A 14,198-nucleotide genomic window follows, 5' to 3' on the forward strand; every position below is an offset into this window, starting at 1 on the left:
TCGACCTCGTGGAGGTTGCCCCACAGGCACGACCGCCCGTCTGCAAGCTCATGGACTTCGGCAAGTTCAAGTACGAGAGCGCGCAAAAGGCGCGGGAGTCCCGCCGAAACCAGCAGCTCACCGTGATCAAGGAGCAGAAGCTCCGCCCGAAGATCGACACGCACGACTACGAGACCAAGAGGGGCCACGTGATGCGGTTCCTCGAGCACGGGAACAAGGTCAAGGTGACGATCATGTTCCGTGGTCGTGAGCAGTCGCGGCCGGAGCTCGGCTTCCGGCTCCTGCAGCGGCTCGCCGACGACGTGGCCGATCTCGGCTTCGTCGAGGCCGCGCCGAAGCAGGACGGCCGCAACATGATCATGGTGCTGGCCCCGCACAAGTCCCAGAAGACGCGGCCCAAGGCGAGCGCGGGCACCGACACGAACTGACCGGCCGAAGCGTCCGGCGGCGACATGGAAGGACACGGAGCGACCTCGAGTGGCGCCCCGGCAGACAAACGCGAGGATTGACATGCCCAAGAACAAGACCCACTCCGGTACGTCGAAGCGGATCCGGATCACCGGCACGGGCAAGCTGCGCCGGCAGAAGACCGGCCTGCGGCACAAGCTGGAGAAGAAGCCCAGCAAGCTGACCAGGCGCCTTTCCGGCACCACCGAGGTGGCGTCCCAGGACGTCAAGCGCGTCAAGAAGCTGCTCGGTCGCTGAGCCGTATCCGTTTCCATGACCACCCGGGCGGAGTTCGAGACCGCCCACGAGATCGACAGGATTTGAACCGTGGCACGCGTCAAGCGGGCGGTGAACGCCCACAAGAAGCGCCGGACGACCCTCGAGCTGGCCAGTGGCTACCGGGGTCAGCGGTCGCGGCTGTACCGCAAGGCGAAGGAGCAGATGCTCCACTCGCTCAACTACGCCTACCGGGACCGCCGGGCCCGCAAGGGTGACTTCCGCCAGCTGTGGATCACCCGCATCAACGCCGCGGCTCGCCAGAACGGCATGACCTACAACCGGTTCATCCAGGGCCTGAAGGCCGCCGGGGTGGAGGTGGACCGCAAGATCCTCGCCGAGCTCGCGGTCAACGACGCCGCCGCCTTCGCCGCACTGGTGAACGTGGCGCGCGAGAACGCCGACCCGCAGGGCAAGGCTTCCTGAACACGCGGACGACCCGACCCGGGGACGGTCCTTTCACCGAGAGGACGCCCCGGGTCGCTGCTGCCCGGGCCCTGACCAGGCGCGCCGGGCGGGTCAGGGCCGGCCGGTTCCTCGCCGAGGGAGCGCAGGCCGTGCGCGAGGCGCTGCGGTGGCACATCGGCGGACGCGGTGTCGTGCGCGAGGTGTTCGCCGTGTCGCTGCCCGGCGACCTCGCCGCGCTGGCCGCCGAGGCGGGCGTGACGGTGTCCGCGGTGACCGAGCGGGCCGCCGCCGGCCTGTCCGAGACCGTGACCCCGCAGGGCGTCGTCGCCGTCTGCGACCTCGTCGACGTCCCGCTCGCCGACGCGCTGGCCGGCACGCCGCGGCTGGTCGCCGTGCTGGCGGGGGTGTCCGACCCGGGCAACGCCGGCACCGTGCTCCGGGTGGCCGACGCGGCGGGCGCGGACGCGGTGATCCTCGCCGGCCACGCGGTCGACCCGCACAACGGCAAGTGCGTCCGCGCCTCCACCGGCAGCCTCTTCCACCTCCCGGTCGCCCGCGCCACGGTCGAGGAGACGCTCGACGCGTGCCGCGCCGCCGGGCTGCGGCTCGTCGCCGCCGACGGCCACGCCACCGACGACGTCTCCGCCGACCGCGGGCTCGCCGACCCGACCGCGTGGGTGTTCGGCAGCGAGGCGCACGGCCTGCCCGCGGGCGTCGTCGCCCGGCTGGACCACGCGCTGCGGGTGCCCGTGTACGGCTCGGCGGAGAGCCTCAACCTCGCCACCGCGGCCGCGGTCTGCCTCTACGCCACGGCATGGCGGCAGCGGGCTGCGGAGCGCGGTACGTTCTGACCACCACAACGACGGTGAGGGTGGAGCTGATGGGTCGTCTCGCGACGTCGTGGCGGATGTTCAAGGCGTCCTGGCACGTGCTGCGGACACGCAAGGAGCTCGCGGTCTTCCCGCTGCTGTCCGGAGTCGCCGCGCTGATCGTGGCGGTCGTCTTCCTGACGCCGGCCGTGTTCACGGTCGACTTCGACCACGACCGGGCCACCCCGGGCACCTACGTGCTGCTCGTCGCTTACTACCTCGTCACGGCCTACGTCGCGATCTTCTTCAACGCCGCGCTCGTCTCGCAGGCCAACATCGCGCTGACCGGTGGGGACCCGAGCGTCGCCGGCGGCCTGAAGGTGGCCGGCGCGAACTGGCTGCGGCTGCTGCCGTGGGCGCTGCTGGCGGCCACCGTGTCGCTGGTACTGCGCGCGATCGAGGAGCGGCTCGGCTTCCTCGGCCGGATCGTCATCGGGCTGATCGGCATGGCCTGGAACCTGGTGACGTATCTGGTGTTGCCCGTGCTCGTGCTCGAGGGCGTCGGCACCAGGGACGCGCTGCGCCGCTCGGCGAACCTGTTCCGCGGCACCTGGGGGGAGAACGTGCTGGGCAACGCGGGCATCGGTGTGTTCGGTTTCCTGCTGTTCCTGCCGAGCATCGCCCTCGTCGCGATCGGCGCCGCCGCGGGCGGTGCGACCGCGTTCGTGTGCGTGATCATCGCGATCGTGTGGGGACTGGTGGTCTCCATCGTCACCGCCGCGCTGTCCGGGATCTACCAGACCGCGCTGTACCGCTACGCCGCCGACGGCACCACGGCGGCCGAGTTCGCCGGGGCGGACCTCGGGCACGCGTTCCCGCCCCGGAACCGGTGAGGAACCGCTGACGTCGGCGAACGCCGACGACCGCTCGCCGACCCGGACCGCCGCCCGATCGAGCGGTACGGGAAACTGGGTGCAGGCCGAATCATCCGATCACCTAGGATCGCAGTGCTCGGGGCAGCACAGCCGCAACGCCCGCGGGCAACCCGTCGCCACCTTTCCGGGGAGCTGTTCACCCATCATGTCCGCAGCCAACGACTCCTATGACCCCAAGCAGGTCGCGGCGCTCGCGCCGGACACGCTGCAGGCCGCCGTGGAACAGGCGCGCAAGGAGTTTTCGGCCGCGGCCGATCTGGACGCGCTGGCCGCGGCCAAGCCGGCTCATCTGGGGGACAAGGCGCCGCTCATGGTCGCCCGCCGCGAGATCGGCGCGCTGCCGCCCAAGGCGCGCTCCGAGGCGGGCAAGCGGGTCAACGAGGCGCAGAAGCTCGTCCGCGAGGCGTTCGACGAGCGCCGCGCGGAGCTCGAGGTCGAGCGCGACGAGCGCGTGCTGCGCGACGAGCGGGTCGACGTCACGCTGCCCTGGGACCGCGTGCCGCGCGGCGCCCGGCACCCGATCTCCACGATCTCCGAGCGCATCGCCGACGTGTTCATCGGGATGGGCTACGAGATCGCCGAAGGCCCCGAGCTCGAGACCGAGTGGTTCAACTTCGACGCGCTGAACTTCAAGAAGGACCACCCGGCGCGCACCATGCAGGACTCGTTCTACGTGGCGCCCGCGGACTCCGGCCTGGTGCTGCGCACGCACACCTCGCCGGTGCAGATCCGTGCCCTGCTCGAGCGTGATCTCCCGGTGTACGTCGTGTGCCCCGGCCGGACCTTCCGCACCGACGAGCTGGATGCCACCCACACGCCGGTGTTCCACCAGGTCGAGGGCCTCGCCGTGGACAAGGGGCTGACCATGGCGCACCTGAAGGGCACGCTCGACGCGTTCGCCCGCGCGATGTTCGGCGACAAGGCCAAGATCCGGCTGCGGCCGTCGTACTTCCCGTTCACGGAGCCGTCCGCCGAGCCCGACGTGTGGTTCGAGGAGAAGAAGGGCGGCCCCGGCTGGGTCGAGTGGGGTGGCTGCGGCATGGTGAACCCGAACGTGCTGCGGGCATGCGGGGTCGACCCCGAGGTCTACTCCGGCTTCGCGTTCGGCATGGGCATCGAGCGCACTCTCCAGTTCCGCAACGGCATCCCCGACATGCGGGACATGGTCGAGGGTGACGCGCGGTTCACCGCACCGTTCGGCACGGAAGCGTTCTGACCGTGCCGGATATCGCGCCGATGGTCCCTCCGGCCGACACAGTCCGTAGGTAGTTACGAAAGGAACACCCCGTGCGGGTTCCCGTCAGCTGGCTCACCGAGCACCTCGAGACGGACGAGCGGTTCACCGCGGAACGGCTCGCGGACGCGTTCGTCCGGGTCGGCATCGAGGTCGAGGAGGTCACCTCACTCGGCGAGGTGACCGGCCCCCTCGTGGTCGGCCGGGTCGCGGAGATCGAGGAGCTCACCGAGTTCAAGAAGCCGATCCGCTACTGCAAGGTCGAGGTCGCCGAGCCGGACGACGGCGAGGACGAGGCGGGCGAGCCGCGGATGCGCGGGATCGTCTGCGGCGCAACGAACTTCGTCGAGGGCGACCTGGTGATCGTCGCCCTGCCGGGCGCGGTGCTGCCCGGCGGGTTCGCGATCTCCGCGCGCAAGACGTACGGCCACGTCAGCGACGGCATGATCTGCTCGGCCCGCGAGCTCGGCCTCGGTGAGGACCACACCGGCATCCTCGTGCTGCCCAGCGGTGAGGCGGGTGCCGGCGACGACGCGGTCGAGCTGCTGGGGCTCGACGAGTCGGTCATCGACCTGTCGATCACGCCCGACCGGGGCTACGCGTTCTCGGTCCGCGGGCTCGCCCGCGAGCTCGCATGCGCCTTGGACGTGCAGTACCGCGACCCCGCGGCGATCGACGTGCCGGTGGCCGAGGGCGACGCGTTCCCCGTGGAGATCGAGGACACCGACGGGTGCATGCGGTTCGTCGCCCGGCGGGTCACCGGCGTGGACCCGACCGCGCCGACGCCGTGGTGGATCCGGCGCAGGCTGCTGCTCGCCGGGATCCGGTCGATCTCGCTGGCGGTCGACGTCACCAACTACGTGATGCTCGAGACCGGCCAGCCCATGCACGCGTTCGACACGCCCTCGCTCACGGGCAAGATCACGATCCGGCGGGCGGCGAAGGGCGAGAAGCTCACCACGCTGGACGACGTCGAGCGCACGCTCGACCCGGACGACATCGTCGTGGCCGACGAGTCCGGCGCGATCTCGCTCGCCGGCGTGATGGGGGGCGCGAGCACCGAGGTTTCCCCGGACAGCACGGACATCCTCCTCGAGGCCGCCATCTGGGACCCGCCGTCGATCGCCCGGGCGGTGCGCCGGCACAAGCTGCCGTCCGAGGCGTCGAAGCGGTTCGAGCGCGGGGTCGACCCGCTGCTGCCGCCGGCCGCGCTCGAGCGGGCCGCGCGGCTTTTGCGTGACCAGGCGGAGGGCAGCATCCAGCCCGGCCGCAGCGACGAGGGCACCCCGCGCCAGCTGCCGACGGTGACCATGGCGCTCAGCCTGCCGGACCGGGTGGCCGGCGTCAGCTACGACCGGGGCGCCACCGTGCGGCGGCTGAACCAGATCGGCTGCGGCACCGACGTCGTCACCACCGAGGACGGCACGCCGAGCGTCACGGTGCAGCCCCCGAGCTGGCGGCCGGACCTCGCCGAGCCGGCGGACCTCGTGGAGGAGGTGCTGCGGCTCGAGGGCTACGACACGATTCCGTCGGAGCTGCCCGCCGCCCCGCCCGGCACCGGGACCACCGCCGCGCAACGTCGCCGCCGGACCGTGGCGCGCGCGCTCGCCGAGGCCGGGTACATCGAGGTGCTGCCGTTCCCGTTCGTCTCGCCGGCGATCTGGGACGCGTTCGGCCTGTCCCCGGAGGACAGCCGGCGGCGGACGGTGTCGCTGCTCAACCCGCTCGAGGCGGACCGCAGCGAGCTGGCCACCACGCTGCTGCCGAGCATGCTGGACGTGCTGGTGCGCAACGTGTCCCGGGGGACGCGGGACGTGTGCTTGTTCCACATCGGACAGGTCGTGCTGCCGAAGGCGCAGCAACAGCCGGTGCCCGAGGTCGGCGTGGCGGGGCGGCCGAGCGACGCGGAGCTCGCGTCGCTGCTCGCGTCGCTGCCCCAGCAGCCGACGCACGTCGCCGTGGTCCTGGCCGGCCACCGCGAGCGGGCCGGCTGGTGGGGCCCGGGCGAGCAGGCCGGCTGGGCGGACGCCGTCCGCGCGGCGCAGATCGTCGCCGAGGCGGCCGGCGTGGAGCTGACCGTCCGCGCGGGCGACCTCCCGCCGTGGCACCCGGGCCGGTGCGCTCAGCTGCTGGTCGGCGACCTGCCCGTCGGCTATGCGGGCGAGCTGCACCCGAAGGTCGTCGACCGGCTCGGGTTGCCGAAGCGGACGTGCGCGATGGAGCTGAAGCTGGACGGGTTGCCGCTGGTGGAGCGCCGGCCCGCGCCCTCGCCGTCGCCGTACCCGCCGGTGCTGCTGGACGTGGCGCTGGTGGTCGACGACGCGGTGCCGGCCGCGGAGGTGGCGGGCGCGCTGCGTAGCGGCGGCGGGGACCTGCTCGAGGACCTCAACCTGTTCGACGTGTTCACCGGCGAGCAGGTCGGCGAGGGCCGGCGTTCGCTCGCCTACGCGCTGCGGTTCCGCGCCCCGGACCGGACCCTGACGGTCGAGGAGGCCACGGCGGCCCGAGACGCCGCGGTGGCCGCGGCAGGGGACAGGTACGGAGCGGTCCTCCGCGGCTGACCCGCCGGCTTTCCCGGCTGGGCCGAACCGCCGGTTTCTCTTGTAAAAGAGTCGATGGCGGATTCTTTTTACCGTGGTCGCTGTCGCACGCTCAATTCGCCTGCGGGCGATTGTCGGGGAGCCAACGGACGGCGTGTTCCACCGCATTCGCGAACTCGAATAGGTGCGCGTCCGCCTCGCCGATGCGGCCCCTTATGACCGCCCCGCTGCGCAGGAAATCCGCGCCGAGGGCCGCGAAGTCGTCGCTGTTCGTGGCCACGTCCTCGTACGTGATCCACTTGCGATCGCCGGTCTCGGTCAGGACGGCGCAGCCGAACTCCGTTCTCGGGCTCGGCACGCGGTACTCGGCGAGGTGGAACGCCGTGCACGACTCGAAGCCCACGCCCAGCAGCAACACTCGCGCGTCGGCGCGTTCCAGCGCGGCGAGCGGCGAGCGCTCGCCGAGGTGGCTGTCGAGCCGGTGCTCTGCCATCAGCTCCGGCGCGCGTGCGCCGACGGCCGCGAACGACGCGTGCGGGTGGTTGCTCCGCACCGCGCCCGGCCACCGCCGCACCATCTCGCCGATCGCGCCGATGCCGGTACTCGGCGTGACACGCGGGTCGAAGCCCGGCATCGCCTCGCGGATGACCGGCCACCACGACTCGGGCACCGGCGGGTTCGACCAGTGCCGTGGGTCCGAGTTGTCCATCGTCTGCGTCGGGACCACGAGCGTGCCGAGCGGCCCCAGCACGTCGAGCAGCGCCTGCACGACGGCCACCGCACCGCCGCACACCCAGCCCAGCTTGCTCAGCGAGGAGTGCACCAGCACGACGTCGCTCGCGCGCAGGCCGAGCGCGGCGAGGTCCGTGGCGAGCGTGGCGCGGGTCCGCGGTCCGTCGGGCATCACGCCATCCTGCCGCGACAACACGCTTCTGTCAGAGGTGTTTCATGGCCTCCCTGCGGGACAGCGGCGACAGCCGCGGGTGCGCGTCGACAAACGCGCGCACCCACGCCGGCTCGGTGCGGGCGAACTGGCGCAGCGCCCAGCCGATGCCCTTGCGGATGAAGAAGTCGCGATCGCCCATATTGGCCTCGATGGAGTACGTGAGCAGGCCGGTGTCGGTGTCCTCCTTGGACTGGAGCTGGCAGATGATCGACGTGCGGCGGCGCCACAGGTCCGCATCGGTGGCCCACCGGCGCATCACGGGCGTGAGCACCTCCCGGTGGGCCCGCAGTAACGGCCCGATCCGGCGGCTCGCGAGTTCGTCCACGAAGTCCCACCACGCGCCGGTGACGATCATCTCGTCGTACATCGGGACCAGGTCCGGTGTCTGCCACGCCGCGTAGCGGCGGTGTCCGGCGAGGTCGATCGCGAGGTACCGCTCCTCCCGATACTCGGCGTCACGCCATAGTGACAGAATGCTCGCCCGCCACTCGTCCACAGAGGACAGCGGGTACTCCTCGAACAGCCGCTTGCCCAGTACCCGGCGGTCCGGAGAGGACACGCCGCGGAACGGCATCGCCGACTTCATGTACCGCTGCATGTCCGGCGCCTTTCGTGGGTCGGCGAGCTCGGCGAGCCCAGCACGGACGGCGGTGAGAAGCGTGGTGGGGCGCGTGTCAGTCATGCCGGACAAGCTACGCGCGGGCGCCGACAGAAAATGTCCACCCGGTAACCGGCACGTTGCGCAGCGTGCGTCACGATCTCGTAATACGACGAATGGCGCCTTCCTTATCCGGCCCGGCAAAGGCAGGCTGCCGATGTCCTTGAGCCGTACACGGATCCAAGGGATGACAAACCTGAGAAAAGGGGCAAAGTGAACAGACTCGTTGCCGTCGCGGCGGCGGCGGCAGTTGTGGTGGGCGGTATGGTCGTCGCGCCGCTCGCGATTGCCGACCAGTCCGCGCCCGCGAGCAGCAAGGCGAAGGAGTACACCCCGCCGCCCATCGAGTGGGGCGCCTGTGAGAACCCGCGGCTGGTGCAGGCGGGTGCGCAGTGCGGTTTCGTCGTGGTTCCGCTCGACTACGCGAAGCCCAACGGGGAAAAGATCAAGCTGGCCGTGTCGCGGGTGACCCACAAGGGTCCGGACGACCAGGCCCAGGGTCCGATGCTGGTCAACCCGGGTGGTCCCGGCGGTTCCGGTCTCATCTACGCGATCTTCGGCGACTTCGTGCCGAACGGCGCCGGTGACGACTACGACTGGGTCGGCTTCGACCCGCGCGGCGTCGGCTCGAGCCAGCCGTCGCTGAGCTGCGACCCCGACTTCGACGGCTACAACCGGCCGTTCTACGTGCCGATCACGCCGGGCATCGAGCGTGCGTGGCTGAACCGCTCGAAGAACTACGCGAAGGACTGCAAGCGGGCCGGCGGCAAGCTGCTCGAGCACCTGACCACCATCGAGGTGGCCAAGGACATGGACAGCATCCGCAAGGCGCTGGGGTCCGAGCAGATCAACTACTACGGGTTCTCGTACGGCACCTACCTCGGTCAGGTGTACGGCACGATGTTCCCCGAGCGCATGCGCCGCGTGATCTTCGACGGTGTCGTGGACCCGACGCGGGTCTGGTACAAGTCGAACATCGACCAGGACATCGCGTTCGATGCCAACATCAAGGTCTACTTCGACTGGGTCGCGAAGTACGACAGCGTGTTCCACCTCGGGACCACCGGTCACCAGGTCGAGCAGCTGTTCTACAAGGAGCAGGCGAAGCTGCTGCGCAAGCCGGCGGCCGGCAAGATCGGCCCGGACGAGTGGACGGACATCTTCCTGCAGGCCGGCTACTACGTGTACGGCTGGGTCGACGTGGCCACCGCGTTCTCGAAGTGGGTGCACGACCGTGACGTGCAGCCGCTGATCGACCTGTACGGCAGCCCGCCGTTCAACGACAACGGGCACGCCATCTACCTCGGCGTCATCTGCACCGACGCCAAGTGGGTCACGGACTACGACCGGTACCGGCTGGACAACTGGATCACCCACATCAAGGCCCCGTTCGAGACCTGGGGCAACGCGTGGTTCAACGGTCCGTGCCTGTTCTGGCCGGCGAAGTCCCACAAGCCGCTGAACGTCGACGGCAGCAAGGTGAAGGACGCGCTGCTGATCAGCGAGACGCACGACGCGGCCACGCCGTTCTCGGGCGCGCTCGAGGTCCGCAAGCGGTTCCCGAACTCGGTGCTGATCGAGGGTGTCAACGGCACGACCCACGCGGGCTCGCTCTCCGGCGTGGAGTGCACGGACAGCAAGATCGCGGAGTACCTGAAGACGGGTGCGCTGCCCGAGCGCCAGGCGGGCAACCACTCGGACGTGCAGTGTGACCCGGTGCCGGCCCCGGTGCCCGAGGGCGCTTCGGCGACGGCCGCGGAGAAGCGGTCCGCGTCGGCCTCCTCGGCAGATCTGCGCGCGGAGCTCGCGGCGTCCGTGCCGCGCTGACTCGACAGAGCAAGGCGGCCCGAACACGACGGGCCTGAAACAGACGGGCGCCCCGGCCGACCTGGCCGGGGCGCCCTTCTGCGTTCCGGCACGTGCGGGTCTGGTCCAGAACGGGTGCATGCCGGCGACTCATGCTGATCACGGACGTGAGCCGGAGGGACCCCGACATGACCCACGACGAGCTGCCCGGGGCGGCCGGGCTGAGACCGACGTTCGCGGTGACCGTGCTGGCCGCCGACGAGCCCGCGGCGTTCGGGGCGCTGCGTGACTTCCTGCGCGACGCGCTGACCGAGCCGGGCCGGGCGTATGCCGTCCGCATCCTCGGCGAGAGCCTGCTGACCGACCCCGCCGACGAGGTCGCCGGCCTGGGCCCGCTCGGCGGTCTCGGCTTCGACGGGCTCTACCTGAACGTCCGGCAGCGCTGGCAGAGCCCCAAGTGGGCTGACGAGGGGCTGTACGACCTCACCCACGAGCTGACGGTCGCGTTGCGCCGTGGCGAGCTTGTTGCCCTGCACACCCCGGTGTCCGCCGCCCTGCTGCGCGGCTGGGTCCGCGCCGGCGCGCCGTACCGCTTCCTGCCGGACGCCGTCCTCGACGCCTACGAGCGCGAGTCGCCCGGCGCGGCCGCGGCGGCCTCGTCCCGGCTCACCTCCGGCGCGCGGCTGGACTTCCGTGCCTACCTCGCGCAGGTCACCGAGGCGCTGGACATCCTGGACAAGGCGGCCGTGGCGGAGGACACCCCGCGCTGATTTGAGTGAGTTTGCATGAGCGTGCATAATCATCCATATGGTGGTTCGGATCGCGGTCGGAGGGGCCAGCGGGTACGCCGGAGGTGAGCTGCTCCGGCTCCTGCTCGGCCATCCCGACGTGGAGATCGGCGCGTTGACCGCGGGCGGCAGCGCCGGGTCGGCGCTCGCCGCACACCAGCCGCAACTCGTGCCGCTCGCGGACCGCGTGCTGGCGCAGACCACCCCGGAGAACCTGCGCGGTCACGACGTCGTATTCCTCGCCCTGCCGCACGGCCACTCCGCCGAGCTCGCGGCGCAGCTCGACCCCGGCACGCTCGTGATCGACTGCGGGGCCGACCACCGGCTGGCCGACGGGGCCGACTGGAACCGGTGGTACGGCGGCACGCACGCCGGCCACTGGCCGTACGGCCTGCCGGAGCTCCCCGGCGCGCGGGCGGCGCTCGCGGGCGCCAAGCGCATCGCCGTCCCCGGCTGCTACCCGACCGGTGCCACGCTCGCGCTCGCTCCGGCCCTGGCCGAGGGGCTCGTCGAGCCGGACGTCGTCGTGGTCTCGGTCAGCGGGACGTCGGGGGCGGGCCGGGCGCTCAAGCCCCACCTGCTCGGCTCGGAGGTGATGGGCTCGGCCACCGCGTACGGCGTCGGCGGCGCGCACCGCCACACGCCGGAGATCGCCCAGAACCTCGCCGCGGTAGCCGGGCGGCCCGTGACGGTCTCGTTCACCCCGGTCCTCGCGCCCATGCCGCGCGGCATCCTCACCACGGCGTCCGCGCCCGTCAGCCCCGGGACCGACGCCGAGGCCGCGGTCGCCGCGTACCGGAAGGCCTACGCCGACGAGCCGTTCGTCCACGTGCTCCCCGACGGCTGGCCCGCCACCGCCGCGACGCTCGGCTCCAACGCCGTGCACGTCCGCGTGACCGTCGACGCCGACGCGCACCGGCTGGTGGCCGTGGCCGCGCTCGACAACCTGACCAAGGGGACCGCGGGCGCGGCCATCCAGTCCATGAACATCGCGCTCGGCCTGCCGGAGACGGCCGGCCTCTCGACGGTAGGAGTGGCGCCATGACACGGTCCAGCCACAAGGACGTGACCAGACAGAACGTCTGTTCCGTCGACGTGACCACGAAATCGAGGTCCGGAGAGGCGGTACTGCCTTGACCGTCAACGCGCCCAAGGGTTTCCGCGCCGCCGGGGTGGCGGCCGGCATCAAGGAGAGCGGCGCCAAGGACGTCACGCTCGTCGTCAACGACGGGCCGCTCGACGTCGCCGCCGGCGTGTTCACCCGCAACAAGGTAAAGGCCGCCCCGGTGCTGTGGTCGCAGCAGGTGCTCGCGACGGGCCGGGTCCGGGCCGTCGTGCTCAACTCGGGCGGCGCCAACGCGTGCACCGGGCCCGAGGGCTTCCAGGACACGCACGCGACCGCCGAGCACGTGGCGCGTGCGCTGGGGATCGGCGCGATCGACGTGGCCGTGTGCTCGACCGGCCTGATCGGCGAGCGGCTGCCGATGGACAAGCTGCGGTCCGGAGTGGACGATGCGGTCCGCGCGCTCGCGGCAACCCACCAGGCCGGCGTGGCCGCCGCCACCGCGGTGATGACCACCGACACCGTCCCCAAGCACGCCCAGTCCACACAGGACGGATGGACCGTCGGCGGGTTCGCCAAGGGCGCCGGCATGTGCGCGCCGAACATGGCCACCATGCTGGCCGTCCTCACCACCGACGCCGTCCCGGAGGACGCGCAGGCGGCGCTGCGGACCGCGGTGGACGCCACGTTCAACCGGCTCGACGTCGACGGCGGCACGTCGACCAACGACACCGTCCTGCTGCTCTGCTCGGGCGCGTCGGGGGCGACCCCCGCGAACTTCACCGAGGTGCTCACGTACGTCTGCCAGGACCTGGTGAACCAGCTGCAGGCCGACGCGGAGGGCGCCACCAAGCACGTCACGATCACCGTCCGCGGCGCGGTCACCGACGCCGACGCGCACGCGGCCGCGCGGCGGGTCGCCGAGGACAACCTCTGCAAGACCGCGTTCTTCGGCGCCGACCCGAACTGGGGCCGCATCGCGATGGCCGTCGGCAACGCGCCCGTCGACTTCGACCCGGCCGAGCTGGACATCACGATCAACGGCGTCGAGGTCTGCAAGGCGGGCCAGAAGGCGGAGGACCGCGCGAAGGCCGACCTGTCGGGCCGGGACATCGACGTCGAGATCCACCTGGGCACGGGCGGCGGCGCCGCCACCGTGCTCACCACCGACCTGTCGCACGCCTACGTCGAAGAGAACAGCGCGTACTCGACATGACGGCCGAGACCACCACCGATGTCTCGCGGGCCGAGGCGGCCCGGAAGGCGGCCGTGCTCGTCGAGGCGCTGCCGTGGCTGCAGCGCTTCCACGGCGCGACCGTCGTGGTCAAGTACGGCGGCAACGCGATGGTCGACGACGCGCTCAAGGCCGCCTTCGCGCAGGACATGGTGTTCCTCAAGCTCGCCGGCCTGCACCCGGTCGTCGTGCACGGCGGTGGCCCGCAGATCACCGCCATGCTGGGCCGGCTCGGCATCCCCGGCGAGTTCAAGGCCGGCCTCCGGGTCACGACGCCGGAGACCATGGACGTCGTCCGGATGGTCCTCACCGGACAGGTCAGCCGCGAGCTCGTCGGCCTCATCAACGCGCACGGCCCGTACGCGGTCGGCATCTCCGGCGAGGACGCCCGGCTGCTCACCGCGCAGCGCCGCACGGCCGTCGTGGACGGGGAGGACGTCGACCTCGGGCTCGTCGGCGAGGTCGTCGCGGTCGACCCGGACGCGGTCCTCGACATCGTGCGGGCCGGCCGGATCCCCGTGGTGTCCACCGTTGCCCCGGACGCGGAGGGCCTGGCGCACAACGTCAACGCCGACACCGCCGCGGCCGCGATCGCCGTGGCTCTCGGAGCGGAGAAGCTCGTGATGCTGACCGACGTCGAGGGCCTGTACGCGAACTGGCCGGACCGCGGCTCGCTGCTGAACGTCGTCCACGCGAGCGAGCTGGAGCGGCTGCTGCCCGGGCTCACCAGCGGGATGATCCCGAAGATGGAGGGCTGCCTCGCCGCCGTACGCGGTGGCGTGCCCCGGGCGCACGTGATCGACGGACGCCTCGCCCACTCCGTGCTGCTGGAGGTCTTCACCAGCACCGGGGTCGGGACGATGGTGCTGCCCGACCGTGAACGGGAGCGACGGAGCGTTCGCCGTCTGGACTGACGGAGGAGGGAGGACGGCGAGTAGCGGAGGAGCGGAGTGAACCATCAGACACTGGGAGGAACCATGATCGCCTCCAATGTGGACGGGCAGGCCCGGTGGCGGGCGTCCGTCATGGACAACTACGGCACGCCCGCGCTGAC

General features: G+C 71.4%; 14 protein-coding genes. 12 read left to right on the top strand and 2 right to left on the bottom strand.

Annotated features, from left to right (window positions below):
• From infC to pheT, 7 genes are all read left to right on the top strand, one after another.
• Positions 1-428 (top strand): translation initiation factor IF-3 (gene infC / locus VH969_RS17885; RefSeq protein WP_331975579.1); only part of this gene is annotated, 428 nt, incomplete at its 5' end.
• Between the two features lie 82 nt (positions 429-510).
• Positions 511-705, top strand: a complete 195-nt coding sequence (gene rpmI, locus VH969_RS17890) for a 50S ribosomal protein L35 (protein ID WP_331975581.1) — start codon at positions 511-513, stop codon at positions 703-705.
• Positions 706-774: 69 nt separating this feature from the next.
• Positions 775-1,149 (top strand): 50S ribosomal protein L20, encoded by a 375-nt coding sequence (gene rplT / locus VH969_RS17895; RefSeq protein ID WP_331975583.1) that lies wholly within the window; start codon positions 775-777, stop codon positions 1,147-1,149.
• The gene (locus VH969_RS17900; RefSeq protein ID WP_331975605.1) at positions 1,146-1,982 is read left to right on the top strand and encodes a TrmH family RNA methyltransferase; all 837 of its coding nucleotides are present in this window, start codon (positions 1,146-1,148) and stop codon (positions 1,980-1,982) included. Before rplT ends, VH969_RS17900 begins: the two co-directional genes overlap by 4 nt.
• A 29-nt stretch (positions 1,983-2,011) precedes the next feature.
• Positions 2,012-2,833 (top strand): DUF6159 family protein, encoded by an 822-nt coding sequence (locus VH969_RS17905; protein WP_331975585.1) that lies wholly within the window; start codon positions 2,012-2,014, stop codon positions 2,831-2,833.
• 187 nt (positions 2,834-3,020) lie between these two features.
• Positions 3,021-4,091, top strand: a complete 1,071-nt coding sequence (pheS, locus tag VH969_RS17910) for a phenylalanine--tRNA ligase subunit alpha (protein ID WP_331975587.1) — start codon at positions 3,021-3,023, stop codon at positions 4,089-4,091.
• Positions 4,092-4,162: 71 nt separating this feature from the next.
• Positions 4,163-6,670: a phenylalanine--tRNA ligase subunit beta gene (pheT, locus tag VH969_RS17915; RefSeq protein ID WP_331975589.1), complete on the top strand. Its 2,508-nt coding sequence runs from the start codon at positions 4,163-4,165 to the stop codon at positions 6,668-6,670.
• A 91-nt stretch (positions 6,671-6,761) separates the two neighbouring features.
• On the opposite strand, the gene VH969_RS17920 is transcribed toward pheT, so the two are convergent.
• Both VH969_RS17920 and VH969_RS17925 read right to left on the bottom strand, forming a co-directional pair.
• Positions 6,762-7,553, bottom strand: coding sequence for an AAC(3) family N-acetyltransferase (locus tag VH969_RS17920; RefSeq protein WP_331975591.1), 792 nt, complete (start codon positions 7,551-7,553; stop codon positions 6,762-6,764).
• A gap of 31 nt (positions 7,554-7,584) precedes the next feature.
• Positions 7,585-8,277 carry a DNA alkylation repair protein gene (locus VH969_RS17925; RefSeq protein ID WP_331975593.1) on the bottom strand — a complete coding sequence of 231 codons (693 nt, stop codon included), beginning with the start codon at positions 8,275-8,277 and terminating at the stop codon, positions 7,585-7,587.
• Positions 8,278-8,466: 189 nt separating this feature from the next.
• Here VH969_RS17925 and VH969_RS17930 point away from each other — a divergent pair, with 189 nt between their 5' ends.
• The 5 genes from VH969_RS17930 to argB all read left to right on the top strand — a co-directional run bounded on the left by VH969_RS17930 (position 8,467) and on the right by argB (position 14,058).
• Positions 8,467-10,080: an alpha/beta hydrolase gene (locus VH969_RS17930; protein ID WP_331975595.1), complete on the top strand. Its 1,614-nt coding sequence runs from the start codon at positions 8,467-8,469 to the stop codon at positions 10,078-10,080.
• Between the two features lie 167 nt (positions 10,081-10,247).
• A complete protein-coding gene (locus VH969_RS17935; protein ID WP_331975597.1) occupies positions 10,248-10,829 on the top strand; it encodes a hypothetical protein in 582 nt (193 codons plus the stop codon).
• 37 nt (positions 10,830-10,866) lie between these two features.
• Entirely contained in the window at positions 10,867-11,892 is a 1,026-nt protein-coding gene (gene argC, locus VH969_RS17940; RefSeq protein ID WP_331975599.1) for an N-acetyl-gamma-glutamyl-phosphate reductase, read from the top strand.
• 88 nt (positions 11,893-11,980) lie between these two features.
• On the top strand, positions 11,981-13,126 hold the full coding sequence (gene argJ, locus VH969_RS17945) for a bifunctional glutamate N-acetyltransferase/amino-acid acetyltransferase ArgJ (RefSeq protein ID WP_331975601.1): 1,146 nt from the start codon (positions 11,981-11,983) through the stop codon (positions 13,124-13,126).
• The gene (argB, locus tag VH969_RS17950) at positions 13,123-14,058 is read left to right on the top strand and encodes an acetylglutamate kinase (protein ID WP_331975603.1); all 936 of its coding nucleotides are present in this window, start codon (positions 13,123-13,125) and stop codon (positions 14,056-14,058) included. Before argJ ends, argB begins: the two co-directional genes overlap by 4 nt.
• Positions 14,059-14,198: the final 140 nt, after the last annotated feature.

The organism is Actinophytocola sp. (assembly GCF_036555685.1).
Classification (GTDB): Bacteria; Actinomycetota; Actinomycetes; order Mycobacteriales; family Pseudonocardiaceae; genus Actinophytocola.

Coding starts and splice junctions, on each gene's coding strand:
- rpmI (WP_331975581.1), top strand. CDS start 511: ATGCCCAAGAACAAGACCCACTCCGGTACGTCGAAGCGGATCCGGATC.
- VH969_RS17905 (WP_331975585.1), top strand. CDS start 2,012: ATGGGTCGTCTCGCGACGTCGTGGCGGATGTTCAAGGCGTCCTGGCAC.
- pheS (WP_331975587.1), top strand. CDS start 3,021: ATGTCCGCAGCCAACGACTCCTATGACCCCAAGCAGGTCGCGGCGCTC.
- VH969_RS17920 (WP_331975591.1), bottom strand. CDS start 7,553: ATGCCCGACGGACCGCGGACCCGCGCCACGCTCGCCACGGACCTCGCC.
- VH969_RS17925 (WP_331975593.1), bottom strand. CDS start 8,277: ATGACTGACACGCGCCCCACCACGCTTCTCACCGCCGTCCGTGCTGGG.
- VH969_RS17935 (WP_331975597.1), top strand. CDS start 10,248: ATGACCCACGACGAGCTGCCCGGGGCGGCCGGGCTGAGACCGACGTTC.
- argC (WP_331975599.1), top strand. CDS start 10,867: ATGGTGGTTCGGATCGCGGTCGGAGGGGCCAGCGGGTACGCCGGAGGT.
- argB (WP_331975603.1), top strand. CDS start 13,123: ATGACGGCCGAGACCACCACCGATGTCTCGCGGGCCGAGGCGGCCCGG.